General features: G+C 59.3%; 15 protein-coding genes. 14 read left to right on the top strand and 1 reads right to left on the bottom strand.

The genetic code is table 11. The features are described from left to right. Positions 1-181: 181 nt before the first annotated feature. Both Q1B16_RS08060 and Q1B16_RS08055 read left to right on the top strand, forming a co-directional pair. Positions 182-1,192 carry a TAXI family TRAP transporter solute-binding subunit gene (locus tag Q1B16_RS08060; protein WP_299786420.1) on the top strand — a complete coding sequence of 337 codons (1,011 nt, stop codon included), beginning with the start codon at positions 182-184 and terminating at the stop codon, positions 1,190-1,192. Between the two features lie 64 nt (positions 1,193-1,256). After that, complete coding sequence (locus Q1B16_RS08055; RefSeq protein WP_299786418.1) at positions 1,257-3,365, top strand: TRAP transporter fused permease subunit; 2,109 nt, start codon at positions 1,257-1,259, stop codon at positions 3,363-3,365. Between the two features lie 3 nt (positions 3,366-3,368). Here the strand turns inward: Q1B16_RS08055 and Q1B16_RS08050 are convergent, their stop codons facing one another. Next, on the bottom strand, positions 3,369-4,142 hold the full coding sequence (locus Q1B16_RS08050) for a hypothetical protein (RefSeq protein WP_299786416.1): 774 nt from the start codon (positions 4,140-4,142) through the stop codon (positions 3,369-3,371). 211 nt (positions 4,143-4,353) lie between these two features. Here Q1B16_RS08050 and Q1B16_RS08045 point away from each other — a divergent pair, with 211 nt between their 5' ends. The 12 genes from Q1B16_RS08045 to Q1B16_RS07990 all read left to right on the top strand — a co-directional run bounded on the left by Q1B16_RS08045 (position 4,354) and on the right by Q1B16_RS07990 (position 24,464). After that, positions 4,354-5,175: a flagellar motor protein MotB gene (locus Q1B16_RS08045; RefSeq protein WP_299786414.1), complete on the top strand. Its 822-nt coding sequence runs from the start codon at positions 4,354-4,356 to the stop codon at positions 5,173-5,175. 101 nt (positions 5,176-5,276) lie between these two features. After that, positions 5,277-6,578 carry a flagellar hook protein FlgE gene (locus Q1B16_RS08040; RefSeq protein ID WP_299786412.1) on the top strand — a complete coding sequence of 434 codons (1,302 nt, stop codon included), beginning with the start codon at positions 5,277-5,279 and terminating at the stop codon, positions 6,576-6,578. A gap of 25 nt (positions 6,579-6,603) precedes the next feature. Continuing rightward, positions 6,604-8,052 (top strand): flagellar hook-associated protein FlgK, encoded by a 1,449-nt coding sequence (gene flgK / locus Q1B16_RS08035; RefSeq protein WP_299786410.1) that lies wholly within the window; start codon positions 6,604-6,606, stop codon positions 8,050-8,052. A gap of 12 nt (positions 8,053-8,064) precedes the next feature. After that, positions 8,065-9,069, top strand: a complete 1,005-nt coding sequence (locus tag Q1B16_RS08030; protein WP_299786408.1) for a flagellin — start codon at positions 8,065-8,067, stop codon at positions 9,067-9,069. After that, a complete protein-coding gene (locus tag Q1B16_RS08025; RefSeq protein ID WP_299786406.1) occupies positions 9,066-10,166 on the top strand; it encodes a flagellar basal body P-ring protein FlgI in 1,101 nt (366 codons plus the stop codon). The genes Q1B16_RS08030 and Q1B16_RS08025 overlap by 4 nt, the downstream gene beginning before the upstream one ends. A gap of 34 nt (positions 10,167-10,200) precedes the next feature. After that, the gene (gene motA, locus Q1B16_RS08020; RefSeq protein WP_299786404.1) at positions 10,201-11,067 is read left to right on the top strand and encodes a flagellar motor stator protein MotA; all 867 of its coding nucleotides are present in this window, start codon (positions 10,201-10,203) and stop codon (positions 11,065-11,067) included. Beyond that, the gene (locus Q1B16_RS08015) at positions 11,060-12,802 is read left to right on the top strand and encodes a hypothetical protein (RefSeq protein ID WP_299786401.1); all 1,743 of its coding nucleotides are present in this window, start codon (positions 11,060-11,062) and stop codon (positions 12,800-12,802) included. Before motA ends, Q1B16_RS08015 begins: the two co-directional genes overlap by 8 nt. Before the next feature lie 56 nt (positions 12,803-12,858). After that, on the top strand, positions 12,859-14,505 hold the full coding sequence (locus Q1B16_RS08010) for a hypothetical protein (RefSeq protein ID WP_299786399.1): 1,647 nt from the start codon (positions 12,859-12,861) through the stop codon (positions 14,503-14,505). A gap of 120 nt (positions 14,506-14,625) precedes the next feature. Continuing rightward, the gene (locus tag Q1B16_RS08005) at positions 14,626-15,498 is read left to right on the top strand and encodes a glycosyltransferase (RefSeq protein ID WP_299786397.1); all 873 of its coding nucleotides are present in this window, start codon (positions 14,626-14,628) and stop codon (positions 15,496-15,498) included. After that, positions 15,498-16,856: an oligosaccharide flippase family protein gene (locus Q1B16_RS08000; protein WP_299787834.1), complete on the top strand. Its 1,359-nt coding sequence runs from the start codon at positions 15,498-15,500 to the stop codon at positions 16,854-16,856. The genes Q1B16_RS08005 and Q1B16_RS08000 overlap by 1 nt, the downstream gene beginning before the upstream one ends. 106 nt (positions 16,857-16,962) lie before the next feature. Continuing rightward, positions 16,963-23,439, top strand: a complete 6,477-nt coding sequence (locus Q1B16_RS07995) for a type I polyketide synthase (protein ID WP_299786395.1) — start codon at positions 16,963-16,965, stop codon at positions 23,437-23,439. Between the two features lie 5 nt (positions 23,440-23,444). After that, the gene (locus tag Q1B16_RS07990) at positions 23,445-24,464 is read left to right on the top strand and encodes a glycosyltransferase family 2 protein (protein ID WP_299786393.1); all 1,020 of its coding nucleotides are present in this window, start codon (positions 23,445-23,447) and stop codon (positions 24,462-24,464) included. The last annotated feature ends 3 nt before the right edge of the window (positions 24,465-24,467 follow it).

Below are 24,467 nucleotides of genomic sequence, written 5' to 3'. Positions count from 1 at the left end.
CGGCCCAATGCCGACAAGATCGGGAGGCTGTATTTCAGGAAATGCGTGCTGATTGAATAGGCTACGGGAATTTTTGCAGGTGATGTTGTGGCTGAAATGTAGATTGATCCCTACCGATTTCTGAATTCTTTGCCTATGATGCCTCCAGCGCTGTCAAAAGTGCACTTAGTGGGAGGACTATATGAAACACTTCAAGACCGCGGCACTTGCCGCGACACTCGCGTTGTCGGGCATGGCTGCTCAGGCTCAGGACGAAGGTGCGAACTACATCTTGGCGACCGCATCGACCGGTGGGACCTACTATCCGGTGGGCGTTGCGCTTGCGACCCTCGTGAAGGTCAAGCTTGAGCCCAGCACCAATATCGGCATGGCCGCAATCAGCTCTGCGGGATCCGGTGAAAACGTCCGCTTGATCCGTGAAGGCGAAGCCCAGTTCGGCATTTTGCAGGGCCTTTACGGTTACTACGCGGCAACCGGCACCGGGCCATTGGAAGAAGTCGGTCCGCAGGAAAGCCTGCGCTCGGTGTCGATGCTCTGGCAGAACGTCGAGCATTTCATCATTTCTTCCGATGCAGCCACGACCGGCACGATGGCGGACATGGTTGCGCTGAAGGGTGAGAGCATGGCGCTCGGCAGCCAGAACTCGGGCACCATCGGTTCGAACGCCGCGATTCTGTCCGGTTTCGGCATCGACATCGAAAACGACTACGAATTGGTGTTCGGCGGCTACGGGCCTTCGTCCGAGGCGCTTCAGAATGGTCAGGTCAAGGGCGTCGGCATTCCGGCCGGTATCCCGGTTGGCGCGATCAGTCAGCTGATGGCTTCTGCCGGGGATTCGGTCACGCTGCTCAACTTCACCGAAGAGGAAATGGCGATGGGTGACGGCGATCGCGGTCTCTGGACCCCGTTCACCATTCCGGCGGGCACTTACCCGGGTCAGGACACGGATGTGCAGACCATTGCGCAGCCGAACTTCCTCGCGACCAGCGCGGATGTCCCGGAAGAGCACGTCTACCAGATCACCAAGGCGATGTACGAAAACCTGCCGTTCCTTCAGGCGATCCACCCGGCAACCAAGGCGATGGCGCTTGAAAGCGCGATTGCAGGTCTGCCCCTGCCGCTGCATCCCGGCGCGCTGCGCTACTATCAGGAAGCCGGTTTGGACGTACCTGAGCGGCTGATCGCTCAGTAAACCGACACAATCGACCAGCCCGCCGCAGGTGCCGTGGGCTGGTCAACCATGATCGGGTGGGGCCATGGCAGAGAGCGAAAAAGACGAAGACGGAGGACGCTTGCGGACCTTCACCGGCTCGGCCGACCTTGCCTTGTCGGTTGTCTGTTTTCTGATCGCGGTCGGGCATATTTACGTGGCCTTCGATCCGGTCCTGTCCGAGTTGCAGCGCAACGGGTTTCACTTTGCGGGCTTCGCGGCACTTGCCGCCATTCTCTACCCGATGTGGCGCGGGTCGTCCGGCAAGCCGGCTCCGATCATGCTCGATCTGGTGATCGGTATCGCGGTTGCGGCATCTGCCGTTTGGCTGACTTTCGCGGAAAACGCGATCTATGACCGGGGCGTGAAACTCGCACCGCTCGACTGGATCGCGGTGACCATATGTATCCTGGGCGCCATCGAACTGACCCGCCGCGTGGCCGGTGTGATCATTCCGATCCTCATCATCCTGTCGCTGACCTATGTGGCGTTTTGGGGCAAATATATCGGGGGGGTTTTTTCCTTCCCGGGCCTGAGCATCGAAACCGTCGCGTTCCGTTCGATCTATGGCGACGACGCGATGTTCGGCACCATCGCGCGCATTTCGTCGACCTACGTATTTCTTTTCATCATCTTCGGCGCCTTCCTGCTTCGGTCCGGGGCCGGTGAATTCGTCATCAACATGGCGCGAGCAGTTGCAGGCAAACTGGTTGGCGGTCCGGGCATCGTTGCGGTGATCGCATCGGGACTGACAGGCACGATTTCGGGTTCTGCCGTGGCCAACACCGCGTCCACAGGGGTCATCACCATCCCGCTGATGAAGCGCGCGGGCTTCAAGCCGAAATTCGCGGGCGGTGTCGAGGCGGCGGCCTCCACCGGGGGGCAGTTGATGCCACCGATCATGGGGGCCGGGGCCTTCGTGATGGCAAGCTTTACGCAAATCCCCTACGAGACGATCGTGGCGGTCGCTGCCTTGCCAGCGCTTCTGTATTTCCTGTCCGTCGCGTTCTTTGTCCGCATCGAAGCGCGACGCAACAACCTCGCTCCGATGCCGGACGAGGGGCAGACGCTCGGGTCTGCCTTCAAAGAGGGTGGGGCAAGTTTCGTTCTTCCGATCTGCACTCTGATCACGCTTCTGGTGATCGGCTTCACGCCGACCTATGCGGCGGTTTTCGGCATCATCGCGGTCATCGGATCAAGCTGGCTCACCAAGAACCCGATGGGGCCAACGGCCGTATTCGAAGCCTTCGTCATGGGCACCAAAGGCATGGTCCTTACGGCGGTGCTTTTGTGTTCGGTGGGGCTTATCGTGAACGTGATCGCGACTGCGGGTGTCGGCAACACGTTCAGCCTGATGATCGCAAGCTGGGCGGGCGGCAACATCCTGATCGCGCTGGTGCTGATCGCGCTGGCCAGTCTTATCCTTGGCATGGGTCTTCCGGTGACGGCCGCGTATATCGTGCTCGCCACGCTTTCGGCGCCCGCCTTGTCCGGCATGATCAGCGATCAGTTCGTCATCACCCAACTGGCCGCGGGTGCGCTTCCGGATGCTGCGAAGGCAGTGCTGATGTTTGGCGTGCCCGAACAGGCCGAGCTTCTCAGTCGGGAGTTGACCTATTCCGAGGCCGCCGGACTGATCCAGAGCCTTCCTCTTGAAATCGCGGCACCGCTGCGTGATCTAGTTGTCCCGCCGGCGGTCGCCACGAGTGCGCTCTTGTCCGCGCATATGATCATCTTCTGGCTGTCGCAGGACAGCAATGTGACCCCGCCCGTGGCTCTTGCCGCCTTCACCGCTGCGGCGATCGCCAAAGCGCCAGCAATGGCGACCGGTGTGGCAAGCTGGAAGCTGGCAAAGGGCCTTTACATCGTGCCCGTTCTTTTCGCCTACACGCCGTTCCTATCAGGGGACTGGCCCGCGATGATCCAGATCTTCCTCTTTGCGGTGTTCGGTGTCTACGCGCTGTCCGCCGGATTGCAGGGCTGCATGGAGCGCCGCTTCGGCATTGTCATGCGTGTCCTGTGCCTTGCCGCTGGCCTGGCGTGCCTGTGGCCAGCCGCCTTCGTCATCAACCTCTGCGGGGTCGCGGCGGTGATGGCCTTACTACTCTGGAACATCCGCTTTGGCGCGTCGGCGCAGGAGGCGTCCGCGCATTAAACGTCACGAGTATGCGCAATCTGGTCCGTGCTCCAAGGGTGTCTCGATGGTGATCTCGCTCGGGATCCAGTCGAAGATGGCCAAAGCCTGCCCGGTGTCGAAGCCCACATAAAGCGTCCCCGTTTCCGGTTGCAGCGCGACCCCTTCCGCATCGCGGCCGAATTCGGACAGCGGCGTGACGGACAGAACGCGACCGTCCGGGGCAAGTTCGAACAGGCTGTTCAGACCTTCATTGTCATCCACAACCAGGATGTTTCCAGAATACGGATCTCGGGTCACGCCTTGCGGTTCCGTCATCGGCGGGTCGAAACTGTCGCCGAATAACTCCATCAGGACCGTACCATCCGGGGCAATCCGCATCAGCCGCGACGGATCGTCTTCGACGACAAGAAAACTGCCATCGGCGTCGCGGTGCAGGCCTTCGGTGTCGTAGAGCGTGTCGCTCAGGCGGAAGGGCGTATCGATCGGCCGACCGTCGCGGGTCAGCCGCCGAAACGCACCCCAACCGTTCGCGATCAGAAGCCCATCGTCTTCGACAGTCAGGCTGCGGACGATGCGCATGCCTGTGTCAAACCTTCGGAGTTCCTTGCCGAAAGTCGAAAGCAGAACCACCTCGTTGCTTTCGTTCGCAATCCAGATGCCACACACCAAAGCGTCATAGGCGATGCTGACGGCGCGGAAGTTCGGGATGGTCTCTCGGTGAAAGATCTCGGCTTGCGCCGGAGCGGAGAGGCCAGTCGCGGCAACCAGACAGATAGTGGCAAGAAATCTTTGCATGGCACTCTCCTGACGATCCTTCAAAGCTGTCTCGGGAATTCGATAATTCAAGCCGCTTGTTGGCTTGGCGCATATGAACTGCGAGAGCATCGAATTAATCACGCCCATTCGGAGGAAAACGCGGCTCGTCGAAACACCTCGATTTTTAAGTGTTAAGCCAAGGTTTACGTCCAACTGCTATCCCAACTGCGGGGCGTAAGGAGTGTAGGGAATGGCGACTGACAGAAATGTCGCGCCAGTTATCATCAAGCGTAAGAAAGTAATCGTTGAAGGCGGGCACCATGGTGGTGCCTGGAAGGTGGCGTATGCCGATTTCGTCACCGCAATGATGGCTTTCTTCATGCTGATGTGGCTGTTGAACGCGACCACCGAAAAGCAACGCAAAGGCATCGCCGATTACTTCAGTCCAACCGCCCCGATCAGCCGACTTTCCAGCGGTTCGGACGGAATGTTTATGGGTGAAAGCGTGTTTGCCGCTGATGTCCTTCCGCGCATGGGTGTCGGCGCGAGCTCTCTGAACGACTCCACCGGCGACGCGTCGGCCGGGGCCGAGGACGACAGCGATAGCCGCCAGGCCGAAGCCTTCAAAGAGGTTCAGGATGTCCTGCTAGGACTTGGCGGGGAAAGTCTGCTCGAGGATCAATGGCTCCGCCATGTCGTGACGCGAGTCACCGACGAAGGGTTGGTCCTCGAATTCTTCGACACCGAGGACGAGCCGCTGTTCACCGACGGCGCAGAACCGACCAAGATGCTGATGGAAATTGCCTATGCCGTCCGCGAGGCAAGCAAGTTGCTGGCGAACCAGATTGCCATCGCAGGGCACGTGGCCAAGGTGCCGGTGGTTCGGATCGAGGATCCCGTGTGGGATTGGTCGGCGGATCGTGCTTTCGCGGTCTCTGAACTGCTCACCGGCTATGGCCTTGAAACCGAGCGTTTGCGCCGCGTCACGGCGTACGGAGACCGCGAACCGGTCGTCGACAACCTCATGGCTCATCGCAACAATAGGATCGAAATTATCTTCCTTCGGTACTGAGATGATGTTTCGAAATAGGTCAATTTTTATCCGTTAGCCTGCCGTTAAACCCATCGTCCTATTGGTGAGTGAAACAAGCCAACTCACCAGAAAGGCGTTTCATGTCGATTTCCTCTTCACTTAGCGCGGGCGTCGTCGGCCTCGCGTCCAACGCAACCCGCTTGGCAACGATTTCCGACAATATCGCCAATTCCCAGACACCCGGTTACAAACGGGTCGAGGCGAATTTTCATTCCATGGTCGTCACGTCCGGGGGTGGGACCTACACCGCCGGCGGCGTACGCACCACGACGCAACGCTATATCGACCAGGAAAGCGCGATTACGACCACGTCTAATTCGACCGACCTCGCCGTAAGCGGGCGGGGGTTCCTGCCTGTGGCTCAAGCGACCGAGGTGCTGGCCGGTGCAGAATCGCCGCAGATGTTCCTGACCACCACCGGTTCGTTCCGGACGGATGCCAACGGGTACCTGCGCACCGCATCCGGGCAGATGCTATTGGGTTGGCCCGCGAATCTGGATGGCACTATCCCGAACTATCCGCGCGCCACGAGCGAGGCTTTGGAACCCGTCCGTATCAACGTCAATCAGTTCAGCGGTGAACCGACCACCCGGATTGAATTGGGCATCAACCTGCCGGCCACGGAAACAGAAACCGGTGCGCTGGGCGACCCGCTGACCCAATCCATTGAATATTACGACAACCTGGGCCGCGCACAGACGCTCGAATTCACCTTCACTCCGGTGGTTCCGGCCACCGGCACGTCGAACCAGTGGTCGCTTGAGGTCATCGACAGCGCCGATCCGGCAACGGTGATAGGTCAATACGACCTGGAATTCGATGATGCGCGTACTCTTGGCGGTACCTTGCTCGGCGTGACCGACGTTTCGGGTGGACCGTATGATCCGGCAACCGGCGTCTTCACCATTACCGCGCCCAGCGGTCCTATCGACATCAATATCGGGCGTCCCGGTCTGAATGAAGGTCTCTCGCAACTGTCCGATATCTTCGCGCCTTTCAATATCAGCCGTGATGGTGCGCCCGTGGGAAAAGTGACGTCCGTCGAAGTCGATGAAACCGGGTTGGTGACGGCGTTCTACGACACTGGGACCACGCGCACATTGTATCAGGTTCCGCTTGTCGACATTCCGAACCCGAATGGAATGGCCGCCGCTGGAAGCCAGCTCTACATGCCGACCCCGGAAAGCGGCAGCTTCTTCCTTTGGGACGCCGGTAACGGATCGACCGGAGATATTCTGTCTTTCGCACTGGAAGAATCCGCGACTGACATCGCGAACGAATTGACCGAATTGATCCGCACACAGCGGGCGTATTCATCGAACGCGAAGGTCATCCAGACTGTCGATGAAATGCTTCAAGAAGCCACCAACATCAAACGCTAACCCCTGACACAGGAAGGAGAACGACATGAGTCTCTCCGGCGCCCTTTCCAACGCGCTGAGCGGGCTTTTCGCCAATGCGCGCGGCACCTCCGTGCTTTCCGCAAACATCGCAAATGCGCTGAATGAAGGATATGGCCGCCGAGAGGTTGTTCTGACGACAGACGTCAACCAATCCTCGGGCGGAGTGCGCGTGGCACAGGTCACGCGTCAATCCGACCCGATCCTTGCCTACCAGAAACGGCTGGCGGCAGCGGACTTTTCGGCAAGCTCGGCTTTCGCGGCGTTCGACGCAAAATTCGAGCAACTGGTGGGCAGCGTCGATACACTTGGGTCGATCGCCGACAAGCTTACGAGGATGGAAACGGCATTGCTGTCAGCCGCGTCCGATCCGTCATCCGAAACACGTTTGAAAACCGTGTCATTCGCTGCGGAAGGATTTGTCTCTGCCCTGCGAGAGGCGAGCGATGGTCTGACGACCCAACGCTCGCGTGCTGACCAGCAAATTGCGACCGCAGTCAGGACGTTGAACTCCGGCCTGTCGCAACTCGAGGGACTGAACAAGCAGATCATGACGGCCAAACATCTTGGTCAGGACTCCCTCGGACTGATGGATCAACGCGACACCGTGCTTGATCAATTGTCAGAGTTCGTTCCGCTGCACGTGGTCGAACGAGACAGCGGCGTGATCGCAGTTTTCACGGCGCAAGGACGCACACTTCTGGATGAAAGGGCGGTTGAGCTATCCTTCGACGCGACCCCTATGGTGCTCCCCCATATGAATACATCCAACGGATTGGTGTCGCGGCTTCAGATCAACGGCCAGGCGGTCGACGTTCCCGGTTCAGCCATGATGAACGGCGGCGCGCTCGCCGCGCAGTTCGCTCTACGTGACACGATTGTGCCGGAGGCGCAGGCGCGCCTGGACGGGGTTGCACGCGAGGCGATCCACCGTTTCGGTTCCGGCGGCCCGGACACGACACTCGGCCCCGGGGATGCGGGCGTCTTCACGGACAATGGTTTGGCTTTCGTGCCGACGAACGAAATCGGCCTCGCCGGACGCATCACTCTGAACAATGCACTCAGCAGCTCCAATTCGGAGCCATGGCGTTGGCGCGATGGCATCAATGCGACGGCGCAAGGGGATGCGGGAAATGCCACGCTTCTATCAGCATTGCGCACTCAAATCACACGGCCCATCGCGGCGGGGTCCGCTGCGCTTGGGTCGGGGGACCAATCGCTTATCGGATATGTTCAAAACCTGTCCAGTGACGCCGCGGCGAACCGCGTTCGTTCGTTCGATGCCCGCAATTATGCCTCCGCGCATCTCGACAGCGTTCGACAATCGGTCGCCTCTGACGGCGTGAATACCGATCAGGAACTTCAAAAGTTGATCGAGCTTGAGAAATCCTACGCGGCAAACGCGCGGGTGGTGCAGGTGGTCGACGACATGCTGTCCGAACTTCTTAGAATTTGAAGGGAATAAACCATGCGAGCAATTGGCGATTTGGCGGCATTCATGATGTCCAGTCGGTTTCAGACCAGCCTCAGAAATGGCGCAGAGAGCGCGGCCGAGGCAGCAACCACGGGCCTGGCCAAAGACAAGGCGCGTCATCTGGGAGGAGCGACGATGGCTGTTTCCTTGTTGGACCGGAAAGCAATTCTGCTGGAACAACACCGGCGTGGTATCGCGGAAGCCGCGGTGTTTGCCGGATCGACCCAATCGATCCTCGGGCGCATTCAAGATCAGGCGGGACGGTTGACGGATAACCTGTCCTTGGTGTCCCAACTCCAAAGCCCGGCTGAACTCAAGACCATATCGGACAGCGCGGCCGAGGTCTTTATCGACACGGTCAATGCGTTGAATTCGCAAATTGCTGGAAAGTACGTGTTTTCTGGAACCGCAACGCAAACAAAACCTCTTCCCGATGGTGCTGATCTCTTGGCCTTGGTGCGCACAGCGACCCTCGGCGCCACCATTGCCGCGGATGTTCAGGCCGCGCTCGATTCCTGGTTCGATACACCGGGCGGTGGCTTTGAAACGACGGCCTATCAGGGCTCGGACACGGGGTTCATGTCTCTCCCACTCACGAAGGACGACACCGCTACATTCGGCCTGCGGGCGGATGGCGACACGGTCAAAGACTTGCTGAAGGGCTTGGCGAAAGCCGCAGTGGCGGGCGATCCTGCGCTGAATCTGTCGATCGTCGAACAATCGCGCCTCCTCGGTGAAAGTCGTGCAGACATTCTGCAAGCCGACCGCACATTGACCGAGGAACGCGCGAGCCTTGGCCTGACGGAGTCCATCATCGAAAACGCGCGAGTAATGACCGAAGCTAACCAGGCGCGGATCGCCACTGATCGCCTGTCTTTACTGGGCATCGATCAGTTCGAAGCAGCCTCCGAATTCGAAGCCGCGCAACAGCAATTAGAGGTCTTCTACCGTATCGCGGCGCGTCAAAGCCGAACTTCGTTGGCGGAGTATCTGCGATGAAAGCTTTTCTGTCGGCGCTTATCCTGCTTCTCGTTCCGACGATCACCTTGGCGCAAGGCGTCCGGCTCAAGGATCTGGCCAATTTCGAGGGCGTCCGGGGCAATGACCTTGTCGGGTATGGTCTTGTGGTCGGTCTGGATGGCACCGGCGACGGCCTGCGAAACTCACCGTTCACCGAGGACATGATGTCCAATATCCTCGAGCGTCTCGGCGTCAATGTGACGGGTGAACAGTTCCGCGCAAAAAACGTGGCGGCGGTCATCGTAACAAGCCAGCTTCCCGCCTTTGCGCGCGCAGGCAGCAGGATCGACGTCACCGTTTCCGCGATAGGTGACGCATCGAGCCTTCGCGGCGGAACGCTCGTCATGACGCCTCTGAATGCTGCGGATGGCCAAATCTACGCCGTCGCCCAGGGATCGATCATCGCTGGCGGTGTCGTTGCTGAAGGTGACGCGGCACGTACGGTTCAAGGCGTTCCCACCGCGGGAAGCATCCCGTCAGGGGCTATCGTCGAGCGCGAGGTGGCATTTGATTTCTCCACGATGCAAAATCTGACAATAGCCCTGAAAAGTCCCGATTTTTCCACAGCGTACAGGGTCGAGCGCGCCATAAATGTGGCGGCTGGAGCGCCTATTGCGAACATGTCGGATTCCGGAACGATTGCTGTCGATCTGGCAACCGCGGGCCAAAGGTCTCCGGCGCATCTTCTGGCCCAGATCGAAAATCTGCGGATTGAACCCGATACGCTTGCCAGAGTCGTCGTCGATCAGCGGTCCGGAACCATCGTGATCAGTGAAAACGTCCGTGTCTCGCGCGTCGCGGTGTCCAAGGGCAATCTCACGCTGACGGTTCAGGAACAGCCGGTGGTTGTGCAACCCAACCCGTTTGCCGAAGGTGAAACCGTCGTTGTGCCACGGACCGGCGCGCAGATCGAGAATGCACCTGCCGTTTCCCTGGCCGAGGTGCCCGGCGGAACAACGCTTTCTGACGTGATTACAGGGCTTAACGCGCTGGGGATCACGCCGAATGACCTCATCGATATTCTAAAGACCATCAAGGCGGCAGGGGCTTTGCACGCCGAATTTGTGGTTATGTGAAACCGCTGCGCGCAGCTGAAAAGGACAATCTGACATGATCGCACTTGCGGGCATCGCGTTTACGTTCATCATGGTTTTCGGCGGCTACCTCCTGGCAGGCGGCAAACTGGGTATCATTCTGAAATCGCTCCCCTTTGAGATGATGATGATCGGCGGGGCAGCCGTCGGTGCATTCGCGGTAGGCAACACGTTTGCGTCTTTGAAGCAAACCGGGAAGGACACGCTCAAAGTCTTCAAAGGCAGTCAGTGGAAGGCCGAGGACTACAACCAACTACTTCAGGTGCTTTACCAGTTAATCAATCTGGCCAGAAAGAACCCGGTCGGCCTTGAGGCGCATATAGACAACCCGCAGGACTCCGAGATTTTCTCTCAATTTCCGAAACTGCTCAAAGACCACACCGCGCTGGATCTCATCTGCGATACCCTGCGCTCTGCGTCGATGAATTATGACGACCCGATGCAGGTTGAGGAACTGCTCGACAAGAAAATCGATGAAACCAAGCATCATCTGGAACAATCGGTGCATGGTCTGCAATCCATCGCGGACGGATTGCCGGCATTGGGGATTGTTGCGGCGGTCCTTGGTGTGATCAAAACCATGGGGTCCATCGACCAGCCGCCTGAGGTGCTGGGCAAACTGATCGGCGGGGCTTTGGTCGGCACGTTTCTTGGCGTTTTCCTTGCATACTGTCTGGTCGCACCGTTCGCGCTCAAGGTGAAAGCGGCTGCCGATGATGACATAAATTTCTATCGTGCGATCAAGGAGGTTTTTGTTTCTCATCTGCATCAACATCCGCCGAAAATTTGCCTCGAAGTGGCGCGTCAGAGCATCCCGCATCATTTCCGGCCCGAATTCGCCGCCTTGGATGAAGCACTCAAGACATTGAAAAGCCATGCCTGATAAGATGCTTAATTTACTCACTTTCTTCGTGTTGATGTGGCCTCAAGTCTTGATTGCCAATACTGGCGTCGCGCGCGGAGGTGAACATGACGGCTTCACCCGTCTCACGATCAAGACCGAGCAGAACACCAGAGATGTTCAGCTTCGCGCGGTCGAGCCCGGTCGTTTTGAACTGAGTGTCATCCCTGAGATCGACAAACTGGATGCCAGCAGATTGTTTGACCGATTGAGTGAGAAGCGCGTTCAATCTCTTGAAACAGCTGCAGGTCTGCTAACCCTTCAGCTGAATTGTCAATGCATCGCGGACGTACGCGCCGACACCGATCGTCTGATCGTCATTGATATCTCCGAGGTAGAAAACGACTCCGCTGTTGTTTTGCCTCTCCTTCCAAATGTGACGGCGACCTTTCCGGAACGAGCACCTCAGCCGTTTCTGCAAGAACGCAGACCAACCGCCTTTGATCTTGATTACTCGGTCGTCGAAAGACTCTCGAAAAGCATTGCAAAACAAATGAGCGAAACCACTCATATCAATGGTTTTTCGCAGATTGCTGCGCCGCCAAAAGGGCTTGGCGAGCGGGTTGAAGTCGAGGAACCTTCGGAACCAGTGGCCGCCTCAAATGAAACTGGCGATAATTGCCTCTGGTCAAGCGCTGTGTGGAACGGCATCGAAACGACCTCTGTGGAGGCGCTCCGTGGCGAGTCTTTCGGGCAAATCAATGATCCCGTCGCGTTGACGAACTCTGGCGATGCTGCAAATGCGTCGATCGTGAATTACTTGAAAACCGGGGCATTCGATGAAGCGAAGGATGCTTTCGAAGCAACGGATCCGACCCTTCAGGATACTAAAAGTTTCACCAACTTCATGATGGCTCTGACCGGAGATGGTCCAATTCCGTGGCGGCGGTTTGGCGAATGTGATCCCCTTGCAGACCTCATTCTTGCCGCATCGAAACAACCGCATGACACGTCGAATTCCGAAAAACTCGACGCTCTGCACAGCTTTTCTCGCTTGCCCACAGGTCTTCAAATTGTCCTTTTCCCTCGATTATCCGCGCACTTCCTAGATACGCGCGATGCGTTGTTTCCCGAACTGATCGCGCATCTTGAGGCAGAAAAGGCATTGTCGTCGCGGGCGGTTCTGGACACCGCCCAGACCGATGCTGATCCCGATCGCCTCGCGGCAGTTTCGCTAGAGTTACGGGACACCGAGCATGAGATCGAAAGCTGGAATGCCGCCTTTTTGTCATTTCTCGAGCATCGTCGCTATTTCGATGCATTGACCGCTTTGAAGTCGGAAAATCCCCTCTCACCTAAAGATGCCGAGGCCGCGAATTCAAAGTTCGTAGATCATGCAACGGAATATGCGGATGGCGTAACCTTTGTTCAGCTCGCCTTGGCAGCGATCCCTGGGCTTGAACCGTCGCCTCCAGAACCGGTGCTTCGTCGCGTAGCGAAGCGCCTCTTGGCTGAAGGGTTTGTGGAAGAGGCCGGTCAGATTGAGTCGCTCTTTCAGGAGTATTCCGGTCTCCTTGATGAGCGCGCCACTCAGCTTGAATCGTTTCCGATTGGATCAACTGCCGGAGCACTAAACACTGGAGAGATTGTGCCACGTCCCCTTGCCACAGACGTGAATACGCCGGACAAAGTCGATGTAACGGTAGCCTCGGCGCAAAACCAGTTAGAGGCCACAAGAGCGATGCGACAAGTATTGTCGGAGCAGTTTGAACGCTAGCCGCCGATAAATCTGGCCGCTGTCGGTCCAGAAACCGAATGAAGAAAAGTGAAGTTTTGAGATACGTCGTTAAACTCTTTTTTGCCCTTTGGTTGACGGTGTTCGGGCATCTGGCCGCAACGTCAGTCTCGGCACAAGGCGATGGTCGGGCGTTCGGACTGAACGGTATCTCTGACTGGTCGACGCAGCACCCATTCCTCGATCTCATGAAATCAGCGCGGCCCTGGATCGGCCACCTGCCTGGTCAGTGGGGCGGGATGGAATTTGAAACATTGCAGGCTGACGGCGTCTTCGATGATGCAGGCTGGCCGCGAAGGCTGCCGGCTGGTCTTGACCGCTTGGAGACGCTGATTTTGACGGATCAACCAGAGGACGGCGCTCACCTTGCGGGGCGATATGTGGTGTTGTTCGACGGAATAGGCCGTCTCGAGGTGACGGGCCGAGGTCGAGTGATCGCGCGAGAGGCCGGGCGACACGTGTTCACCTATACGCCCGGTCCCGGTTTGGTCGGGATTGCGATAAAGGCAACTGATCCGGACGATCCGATCCGCAATATCCGGGTGATCCGCGAAGATCAGGAGGCTGCCTTGCTCGACGGCGCTGTGTTCAACCCGAAATGGGTCGACAGATTGGGGGATGTCGAGGTTCTGCGTTTCATGGACTGGTTGAATACCAACGACTCAATTGTCCAAAGCTGGAGCGACCTACCTGCAAAAAGCGATTTCAGCTACGCGTGGCGCGGAGTTCCCCTGTCGGTGATGATCGATCTGGCCAATCAGATCGGGGCCGATCCGTGGTTCACAATTCCTCATCTCGCCGACGACATGCTGATCCGCAATTTTGCCGAAACGGTGCGGGATATGCTGAGACCCGAGCGCGTGGCTTATATCGAATATTCCAACGAAATGTGGAACTTTATCTTCGACCAGGCGCAGTGGGCGCAACGACAGGCGCAGGGACTGTGGGGAGATGTCGGTGACGGCTGGATGCAGTTTTATGGAAAACGCGCGGCTGAAGTGATGGACATCTGGACCGAAGTCTATGGCGCTGATGCGGAGTCGAGGTTGAAGCGCATCGTCTCGGTCCACACGGGTTGGCCAGAACTGGAACAGGCCAGCCTTGCGGGAGAGCACGCTCGGGCGGCGCTGGGGTATTCTCCATCCGAGATGTTCGATGCTTACGCCGTTACCGGGTATTTCGGATACGAGCTTGGAGAGCCGGGCACGCTTCAGTCTGTGCTGGACGCGGCGCAGGAACGCGCGGAAGCGGCCGGAAAAAGCGCGGGCCTGTCACGTGTTGCGTTGCGTGAATACACGAAAGCGCACCGGTTCGATGGCGTTTCCAACCACGCCGCAGAGGTCGTCAGAAACGGATCTTTGACCGAATTGGCAAACACGCTCTGGCCGTACCACGCGCAAGCAGCACGAGAGGCCGGGCTGGAGTTGATCATGTATGAAGGCGGAACCCACGCGGCTCCGATAGGAGACGCGATCGAGGATGAACGCCTTGTCTCATTCCTGATGGAATTCAACTATTCCGATGAGATGGGCGACCTTTATCGTGAGGCGTTGGAGGCTTGGGCAGGGCTGACCGCAAGCCCGTTCAATGTGTTTGTGGACGTCGCTCCGCCAAGCAAATGGGGAAGTTGGGGCGCGTTGCGGCATCTGGATGATGAAAACCCGCGTTGGACGGCGTTACAGTGAAGCCGCGCTCTGCAAGATGACACATATACACCGTTTTCCCACTATCCTTAAATTTGACATGATCTTATGCAATTTGTGCCTGTATATCGCAGGCCTTTTGACATTTTGGATATTGCCTCCATGCCGCCAGACACTTGCGGTCATACAAATAAAGCTTTGCCCGTTCTCAGCGTTTTGATCCCAGCTTCGAATGAGGAGGCGTTGATTGGGCACTGTCTGAAAGCAGTGCTGCAAAGTGAATGGGACGCATCGGAATCCGTTGAGGTGGTCGTTGTGTCGAACGGCAGTCGCGACCGAACCACCGAAAGGGCCCTGGAGCATCGAAAGGCGTTTGACGCCAAAGGATGGGATCTGCGCGTCCTCGATCGCAAGGAGGGCGGCAAGCTTGGCGCGCTCAATGCCGGAGACCGTATCGCCCGGGCTGCTATCCGTGTCTACCTCGATGCGGATGTCGAAGTATCCAAATCGCTGTTCGCGGAACTTTACCGCGCTCTGAACACGTGCGAGCCGCGTTACGCCAGCGGCACTCTCCGGCTCGTGACACCGCACTCCTGGACGACCCGGGCCTACGCTCGAATTTACGCCAAAGTGCCCTTCATGAAACACGGCGTACCCGGTGCCGGATTGTTCGCAGTGAACGCCGCAGGGCGCATGCGTTGGGGGCCGTTTCCCGAGATCATCTCGGACGACACGTTCGTCCGACTGAATTTTCGTCCTGAGGAGCGCGTGGGTGTCAAGGCGACGTATTCGTGGCCGCTTGTCGAGGGATGGCGCAATCTCGTGCGCGTGCGCAGGCGACAGAATATCGGTGTGGACGAAATCGCAAAGCGCTATCCCGACCTTGTGCAGAATGATGACAAACCCGCCTTTCCTCTTTCAGAGAAAGCGAAGCTGGCTTTAAAAGACCCAATCGGATTTGCCGTCTATTCCGGCGTTGCTCTGGCCGTCCGACTGACCGGCAACGCATCGAAGGATTGGAGTCGTGGTCGGTGATGGATGGCTTGGCGGCACGGTTTCGTGGAGGCTCCCTGAACGCGCGGTTCATGCGCAGTTCGGTTTTCACGCTCGGCGGCTACGGACTGGGACAGGCGCTGCGCCTTCTCTCGAACCTGCTTTTGACCCGGCTTCTGTTCCCCGAGGCGTTCGGCATGATGGCACTTGTGGCAGTGATCATGCAGGGCCTCGCGATGTTTTCCGACGTCGGGGTAAGTCCCGCCATCATGCAGTCAAAACGCGGCGACGATCAGAGGTTTCTGGACACGGCCTGGACCATTCAGGTGATCCGCGGCGGTCTTCTGTGGGCTGTCGCCTGTGTCATCGCCATTCCCGTCGCCGCCCTTTACGAAGAGCCGTTATTGGCGTGGATACTGCCCTGCGCCGGGATCAGCCTTTTGATCGCGGGATTCAATCCGACCCGGATCGACACGGCGAACCGGCATCTTTTATTGGGGCGTATCACCGCCCTGGACCTTCTCTCGCAGATCTCTGGCATCGCGATCGCCGTCGGTCTTGCCTGGTATCTGCAATCGGTCTGGGCACTGGTGATCAGCGGTGTCGCGGCATCGGTCATCCTGCTGGCGCTCTACATGGTTTTCTTGCCGGGCCAGCGAAACCGCTTCCATTGGGAGCGTGCGGCGGCGGATGAATTGATCAGCTTTGGCAAGTGGATTTTCCTCAGCACGATCTGCGGGTTTCTCTACATGCAGTCGGACAAGCTGCTGCTGGGAAAATACCTGCCGCTGGACCAGTTCGGCATCTACAATATCGGTTTCTTCCTTGCGAGTTTTCCGCTGTTGATGGGCGGTGTCATGACGCGCAAGGTGCTGATCCCGGTCTACCGGGAACGCCCGCCCAGTGAGAGTGTCGAGAATTTTCGCAAGTTGCAGAAAATGCGATTCCTGCTGACGGCGGCGATTGTCCTACTCACAGGGATGGTGTCGGTTATGGGCGTGGTCCTGATCGACCTGCTTTACGATCCGCGCTACGCCATGGCCGGGGCCGTGGTGGTTCTGATCGCAGCGATGCAAATTCCGCAAATCATCGTCCTGACCTATGAACAAGCTGCCCTTGCCGCCGGGGATTCACGACGATTTTTCGTCCTGTCGGCCGCCCGCGCCGTTTTGACCGTTGGCTTTCTGTTCGCGGGTCTGGCGTGGGGCGGCCTTTTTGGCGCGCTCATCGGTCAGGGTCTGGCCGGGGTAGCGGCGTATCCCTTCGTGGTGTGGATGGCCCGCCGCGTCGGGGCGTGGGATCCAAAACATGACGCGGTCTACGGCATTGTTGGCTTGGCCATCATCGCAATCGCGCTCTGGCTTAATGCCGAGGCGTTGGCAGAGCTCGCGGCGCTTTAGGGTCGAATTTACCTTGGGTCAAAACCCTGCCCTGCGACCAAGCGCGATGCCCAAGTTTGATCATAATTATGCGATACTGGTTCCACCTAGGGACTAGGGTAAGACTATGACGGATGAAACAACCGCGCCTTTATCGGGTGCGGATGGGGACATCGCCATCGTCGGCATGTCCGCCCATCTGCCGGGCGCGGCATCGCTGGCGCACTATTGGCGCAACTTGCGGGACGGTGTGTCGTCGATTCACCGTTTGAGTGAGGATGAACTGACCGAGGCAGGTGTGCCGCCGGGCCTGTTGCGTCACCGTGACTATGTGCCCTACGCCGCCCGGCTGGACCGTTTCGATCATTTCGATGCCGAGTTTTTTGGTCTGTCTCCCAAAGATGCCGCGATCATGGATCCGCAGCATCGCCAATTTCTCGAATGCGCGTGGGAGGCGCTTGAGAACGCGGGCCATATGCCGGAGCGCCACGATGGACGGATCGGCGTGTTCGGCGGCTGCGGCATGGGCAGCTATTTCTATTTCAACCTGTGTTCAAATCCCGACCTGGTCGACGGCACGGGCATGTTTCTTTTGCGCCATACCGGCAATGACAAGGATTTCCTGACCACGCGCGTCAGCCACATCTTCGATCTCGATGGCCCCTCGGTCAGTGTGCAGACCGCGTGCTCTACCTCTCTGGTCGCCACGCATTTCGCTTGCCAATCCTTGCTCAACGGCGAATGCGACATGGCGCTTGCGGGCGGTGTCACCATCGAGCTGCCACAGGGTCAGGGCTACCTCTACAAGGAAAACGAGATTCTGTCTCCGGATGGCCAGTGCCACGCCTTCGATCATCGCGCACAGGGGACCGTGTTCGGCTCGGGGGCCGGGGTGGTCGTGCTGCGTCGCCTGTCCGATGCGCTGGCCGATGGCGATCACATCTGGGCCGTCATCAAGGGCAGCGCGGTCAACAACGATGGCGCGGCCAAGGCGGGATACCTTGCGCCGTCGGTGGACGGTCAAGCCGATGCGATTGCCGAAGCGCACGCCGTCGCCGGCATCACGGCGGACAGTGTCGATTACGTCGAATGCCACGGCACCGGCACCTATCTCGGCGATCCTATCGAAGTCGCCGCGCTGACTCAGGCCTTCACGGCGACCAGCGACAAGATCGGCCATTGTCGCATCGGGTCGGTCAAAACCAACATCGGGCATCTGGATACTGCCGCCGGGGTCGCCAGCCTGATCAAGGCATCGATGGCGCTGCACCATCGTCAAATGCCGCCCAGCCTCGGCTTTGAAAAACCCAACCCGACGATTGATTTCGAAACCTCTCCGTTCCGTGTCAATGACCGTTTGACCGAATGGCCCAAGTCCGATCACCCGCGACGGGCAGGGGTGAATTCGCTGGGCGTGGGTGGGACCAACGCGCATGTCGTGCTTGAAGAGGCCCCGACGCAAGTACCGTCTGAAGCAAGCGACTGGCCGTTTCAGATTCTCACCGTGTCGGGCCGGACCAAGGCTGCGCTTGACGCGAACGCAGCGCAATTGGCCGCACATCTGCGGTCGAACCCGGATCAACCTCTGGCCGATGTCGCCTGGACGCTTAAGGAAGGCCGCCGCGCGTTTGAAAAACGCCGGATCGTCGTTGCCTCCGACCACGACGAGGCCGCGCGGTTATTGGAGCAGGCTGATCCCCGTCGCCTGCACACGCACGAGGCGCTGTCCAAGCCCGACTTCGCGTTCCTGTTTCCCGGCGGCGGTGCGCAATATGCCGGGATGGCCCGTGACCTTTACGAGACCGAACCCGTCTTCGCCGAATGGATGGACCGCGGTTTGGCCCATCTGGAAACGCTGGAGTCCCGTGACATCCGCGCGCTTTGGCTGCCGGAGCCGGGCGACGAAGCACAGGCCGACGAGGTGCTGCGCAAACCGTCGCTGCAACTGCCGCTGATCATGATCGTGGAATACGCGCTGGCGCAGCTCTGGATGAGCTGGGGTCTCCAGCCTGCCGCGCTTGCGGGCCATTCCATGGGCGAAAACACGGCCGCCTGCGTGGCGGGTGTGATGTCGTTCGAAGACTGCATCGGCCTTGTTCACCTGCGCGGCACGCTCTTCGACACGGTGGATAAGGGCGGAATGATCTCGGTCGCTCTGCCGGCAGAAGACCTGAAGCCGCTTCTGGGTGATGCACTCGACCTCGGCGCGATCAACAGCCCCGGTCTCAGCGTCGCATCCGGCCCGGATGCCGCATTGATGACACTGGAAAAGGAACTCACCCGCCGTCAGATCGACCATCAGCGTATTCCGATCAACATCGCCGCACATTCGCGCATGCTCGATCCGATCCTCGAGCGGTTCCGCGGGTATCTCGAAACGCTCACTCTGAACGCGCCTCGCATCCCGATCACCTCCAACAGAACCGGTGTGATCTTGACCGACGAAGAGGCGACCAGCCCAGATTACTGGGTGTCCCATCTGCGCGGCACTTTGCATTTCGCGCATTGCATCGAGACGCTTTCCGATAAACCGAACCGCATCTATCTTGAAGTCGGGCCGGGCAAGGCGCTATCCGCTCTTGCGCGCCAGTGCGACGGCGTCAGCGCCAACCAGGTTCTGTCGAGCTTGCGTCACCCGGAAGAAGACATCGCCGATGACCGTCATATGTTCGAGGTTCTGGGCCGGATCTGGGCGCTGGGTGGCGATTTCGATTGGGGCCAGGTCTGGGGCGACGCGCGCCGCAACCGGGTGCCTTTGCCCACATATGCGTTCCAGCGCAGCCGCTATTTCATTGAACCGGGCCAGTCTCAAACCCAAGCGGTGTCGAGCTTCCTGACACGGATCGACGGGATCGAAAACTGGGGCTGGACCCCGTCTTGGCGCCCGCACTATGCCGTGACGCCCGTGGATGTGCGGACCGAACTGGACAAGGCCGATCTGCAAAGCTGGCTGATGTTCATGGATGATGCCGGGGTTGCCTCGGCAGCAGCCAAGCGGCTGCGTGCGGTTGGCCACACCATTGTCGAGGTCTGGCCCGGCGACAGCTTTGCCCGCATCGACGATAAGACCTATGTGCTGGCCCCCGAGCGCGGCCGCGAAGGTTACGACCTTCTGTTCCGCGATATGCTGGCGCGGGGTCTGGTCCCCAGCCGCATCGCGCATTTCTGGGGTATCACCAAGGATCAGAGCCACCGCCCCGGATCGAGCTTCTTTCACCGGATGCAGGAGCACGGGTTCTATTCGCTGATGTTCATCGCGCAGGTCATCGCCGATGACACGCTGCCGAAGCCAACGCAGATCACCGTGTTCACTAATGGCGCGGCCGCCGTGGGAAATGAACGGCTGGTATCGCCGGAAAAGGCCATCCTCGCCGGTCCGGTCCGCGTGATCCCGCGCGAAGTGCCTGGTATGGCCGTAGCCTCGGTCGATCTCGTCCTGCCCGTCAAAGCTGCTCGTGGCATATTCGGAACAGCCCGCAAGACCGGCGACTTCGATCAAGCGTGGGAAACGCTGACCAATCAGGTCATTGAAGACATGATCGCCGACGCCTCCTGCCCGACTGTCGCTCTGCGGGGGGACCGGCGGTACGAACAACGGCTCAAGAAAGAGCCGCTTGAAACCGCATCGAAGCCGGTGATCAAACCCGGTGGAACCTATCTGATCACCGGCGGCTTCGGCGGGATCGGGCAGACCATCGCGTCCGAGCTGGCCCGCGAGAAATGCACCTTGATCCTGACTGCCCGCGATCCTTTGCCAGACCGTCAGCTTTGGGAGCGTTATCTGCAACGCCACGCGCCACAGGACAAACACGCCCGCCGTATTCGCGCGGTTCAGGACCTCGAAGCGCTGGGCGCAACCGTCCACACCTATGCTGCGGACGTGTGCAACCTTGCCGATATGACGACCGTGGTCGATGACGCCATCGCGCGAGACGGCCGCATCGACGGAGTGATCCATGCCGCTGGCGTGATGGACGATGCACCCTTGCTCACCAAGTCCACCGCCTCGGTCGAGCAGGTGTTCTCGGCGAAGATCCACGGCACCAAGGTTCTGGATCACTTGTTCCCGGACGGCACCATCGACCTCATGGTGTTGTTCTCGTCCTCTTCGACCCAGACTGCGCCGACCGGGCAGATCGACTACGTTGCGGCCAATGAATTTCTCAATGCCTATGCCTTGTCTCGGAAGGGCGGTGCAACCCGCGTCATTGCGATCAACTGGGGCATCTGGTCCGAGGTCGGTATGGCCGCCGACGCGCTGGCAGACCGGCTCGGCAATGCCGACGCGACCTCTTTCACAAAGGTCGATCTTCCCCTGCTTCACCAAACCGGCTTCGATCCGTCGGGCCACCGTTTGTTCGAGGCCCGCTACTCCACGCAAGACTGGTTCATCGACGAGCACCGCACCAAACATGGCGATGCCCTGTTCCCCGGTGCGGGCTACCTGACCCTTGCGGCTCAAGCGCTGCGCGGGCAGGGCGAAAGCGACAGTTTTGCGATCCGCAACATGACCTTCCTGCGCCCGCTGCACGTGCCGGAAACAGGCCGCCGCGACATCCGCTTGCGCCTGGCGCGGCGTGACGAAGGCTATCACCTCGACGTACTGGGGGATTGCAAGATCGCCGGTCGCGCGGGGTTCGCCCCCACCGTTACCGCCGAGCTTTCGCTTATCCCCGAAACCCCGCCCAAACCGCTCGACATCAAGGCCATTCGCGCCCGCTGCGGTTCCGTGAGGACGGCCAGCACCGGCGCCAAGTTGGAAGCGGCACAGGAACCGCATCTGACCTTCGGACCACGCTGGAAGGTTCTCGACAGCATGGCGTATGGAAAGGGCGAAGGCATCGCGGACCTATCGCTTAGCTCCGCCGCGCAGGACGACGAAGGCTGGCATTTCCACCCGGCCCTGCTCGATATCGCGACGGGATGGGCGATGGAACTGATCGAGGGCTACCGCGCCGAAAGCCTCTGGGTGCCGGTGTCTTATGACAGCGTGCGTGTCTACCACCGCTTGCCCGACCGCATCGTCAGTTGGGTGCGGTCTGCATCAAGCAACCGGAACGCGGACGAAACGGCATCCTTCGACATCACGCTCGCCCTGCCTGACGGCACGATCTGCATGGAGATCGAAGGATTTTCCATCAAGCGCCTGTCCGACATGACTACGCTTGCGGCTCCGATCAAGGTGAGCAAAGCCGAGTTCGAACCCGCCGATTTCAGCAAGTCGACGCAACCGCTATCTCCCGCCGAGGAACGATTCCAGCACAACCTGTCGCAAGGTATCCTGCCGAAAGACGGAGCCGACGCCTTCCGGCGCGCCTTGGCGGGCGACGCGCCGCAGATCTTCATATCGTCGCTCGATATGGAGGCTTTGATCGAACAAGCGGGCATGACCACGGATACCGGGTCCGGGTCACAGAAATTCGACCGTCCGCAACTTGACGGGGATTACGTCGCTCCGGAAACCGAAGTGGAACGCACGCTTGTCGGTATTTGGGAGGACCTGCTTGGCGTTCAGAATGTCGGTGTCGAGGACAGCTTTTTCGATCTTGGTGGGCATTCCCTGATCGCGGTGCGATTGTTTGCCAAGGTCCGCAAAACCTACAATGTCGATTTCCCGATCTCCGTTCTGTTCGAGGCACCGACAATCCGCGCTTGCGCGTCGCTCATCCAGGAACGCACAGGTCTTACCGACGCGCCTGCCACGTCCGAGAAAAAGCCCAAGCCCAAGACACGTCGCTTTAAACATATCGTTGCGATGCACGACGGAGAAGGCGGGCCGAAAACGCCATTTTTCCTCGTCGCGGGCATGTTCGGCAATGTCCTCAATCTACGCCATCTCGCACAGCTTCTGGGAACTGATCGGCCGTTCTACGGATTGCAGGCCAGGGGCCTTTACGGCGACGAAGACCCGCACAGCACGATTGCCGCTGCTGCGCGCGACTACATTGCCGAGATGAAGCAGGTTCAGCCCTCCGGCCCCTACCTTGTCGGAGGTTTCTCCGGCGGCGGCATTACCGCTTATGAAATTGCGCATCAACTGCGCGCGATGGGGGACGAAGTCGCGCTGGTCGTTCTGCTCGACACGCCCTTGCCGCAGCGGCGACCACTGTCCCGGAAGGACAGGCTGCTGATCCAATGGCAGGAAACCCGCCGCAAAGGCATCGCCTATCCGTTTGTCTGGTTGCGCAACCGCGTCCGGTGGGAAATCGAAAAGCGGCGTGCCACGACCGAAACTCGTACCGCGCATAGCTTTCACAACGCTGAAATCGAACAGGCGTTCCTCAATGCTGTTGCCGCTTACGAGATGCGGCCCTGGGAAGGCCGGATCGCCCTCTTCCGTCCGCCGCTGGTGGGCACATGGACGGTGTCGAACCGCCGATTGGTGAACCACGAACGGGCGTATCTTTTCGACGACAATGATTGGGGCCAGTATACGCCGCAGATAGAAGTGTTCGAAGTTCCGGGCGACCATGACAGCATGGTTCTCGAACCCAATGTCCGGGTTCTGGCAAGCTACCTGCGCACTGTCATCACCACGACCGAGGCGTCGATTGGCGGCAAGGGCACAGTCCTGACGTTCAAGGCCACAGAGGCTGCGGAGTAACCATCATGACGGATATCGTCGTTGTCGTCCTCAACTACAAAACGCCCGACCTGTCGGTTCTCGCGGCGCAGTCGGCGGCGGCCGCGATGGGCGATTTCGGCGGTGTCATCGTGCTCGTCGACAACGACTCGCCGGACGCTTCGTTTCAGCAGATGCAGGATGGCGTGCAGGCAGCGACCTGGCCGGATCACATTGGCGTCCATGTTCTTCAATCCGGGCGCAACGGTGGCTTTGGCGCGGGCAACAATTTCGGGATCCGCGCCGGGTTGGACATCTGCCCGACCGCGGAATTCGTCTACATCCTCAACCCCGATGCAACGGTCGAGCCAGATGCGCTCGGCGCTTTGGTCGACTACCTCGACACCCATCCCAAGGTCGCTATCGCCGGGAGTTGGATCTACGGAGAAGACGGCGCCGACCATTGCAGCGCGTTCCGCTTCCCCGGTCTGGCCTCCGAATTCGAGGCGTCTGCCCGGATGGGCCCGGTTACGCGGGCATTGAGACGCTACGTACTGCCGCTCCACGTGCCCGACGCGTCAGGCCCCGTGGGTTGGATCGTCGGGGCCTCCATGCTGGCGCGGGTCAGCGTCTTGAACGAGATCGGCCTCTTTGACGAAACCTTCTTCCTGTATTTCGAGGAAACAGACCTCTGCCTGCGCGCCCATCGCGCGGGTCACGAGGTGCATTTCGTCCGCGAAAGCCGGGTCTGCCACATTGGCTCGGTCTCGACCGGGATGGGCACGTGGAAACGCACGCCGCCCTATTGGTACGAAAGCCGCTGGTATTACTACAGCAAGAATTTCGGGCGCACCTATGCGATCGCCGCCACGGCGCTCAACGCTCTGGGGACATCCCTGTGGCGTCTGCGCCGTCTGATCGAACGCAAGCCCAACACTGACGCCAACCGCTTTATCCGCGATCTTATCGCCCACGACGCACAGGCGCTGTTTCGACCGACGCCCGATGCGTCGATCCGATCCATCGGTCCGCGTCCGACCCCCACACTTCAGACCAGCGTGGACTGACCC

Source organism: uncultured Marivita sp. (assembly GCF_947488135.1).
Lineage (GTDB): Bacteria > Pseudomonadota > Alphaproteobacteria > Rhodobacterales > Rhodobacteraceae > Marivita.
The sequence above is the reverse complement of the archived record's forward strand: the minus strand, read 5'-3'. Positions and strand labels throughout refer to the sequence as shown.

Coding starts and splice junctions, on each gene's coding strand:
- Q1B16_RS08005 (WP_299786397.1), top strand. CDS start 14,626: ATGCCGCCAGACACTTGCGGTCATACAAATAAAGCTTTGCCCGTTCTC.
- Q1B16_RS08000 (WP_299787834.1), top strand. CDS start 15,498: ATGGATGGCTTGGCGGCACGGTTTCGTGGAGGCTCCCTGAACGCGCGG.
- Q1B16_RS08040 (WP_299786412.1), top strand. CDS start 5,277: ATGTCGATTTCCTCTTCACTTAGCGCGGGCGTCGTCGGCCTCGCGTCC.
- flgK (WP_299786410.1), top strand. CDS start 6,604: ATGAGTCTCTCCGGCGCCCTTTCCAACGCGCTGAGCGGGCTTTTCGCC.
- motA (WP_299786404.1), top strand. CDS start 10,201: ATGATCGCACTTGCGGGCATCGCGTTTACGTTCATCATGGTTTTCGGC.
- Q1B16_RS07995 (WP_299786395.1), top strand. CDS start 16,963: ATGACGGATGAAACAACCGCGCCTTTATCGGGTGCGGATGGGGACATC.
- Q1B16_RS08015 (WP_299786401.1), top strand. CDS start 11,060: ATGCCTGATAAGATGCTTAATTTACTCACTTTCTTCGTGTTGATGTGG.
- Q1B16_RS08030 (WP_299786408.1), top strand. CDS start 8,065: ATGCGAGCAATTGGCGATTTGGCGGCATTCATGATGTCCAGTCGGTTT.
- Q1B16_RS08045 (WP_299786414.1), top strand. CDS start 4,354: ATGGCGACTGACAGAAATGTCGCGCCAGTTATCATCAAGCGTAAGAAA.
- Q1B16_RS08025 (WP_299786406.1), top strand. CDS start 9,066: ATGAAAGCTTTTCTGTCGGCGCTTATCCTGCTTCTCGTTCCGACGATC.
- Q1B16_RS08060 (WP_299786420.1), top strand. CDS start 182: ATGAAACACTTCAAGACCGCGGCACTTGCCGCGACACTCGCGTTGTCG.
- Q1B16_RS07990 (WP_299786393.1), top strand. CDS start 23,445: ATGACGGATATCGTCGTTGTCGTCCTCAACTACAAAACGCCCGACCTG.
- Q1B16_RS08050 (WP_299786416.1), bottom strand. CDS start 4,142: ATGCAAAGATTTCTTGCCACTATCTGTCTGGTTGCCGCGACTGGCCTC.
- Q1B16_RS08055 (WP_299786418.1), top strand. CDS start 1,257: ATGGCAGAGAGCGAAAAAGACGAAGACGGAGGACGCTTGCGGACCTTC.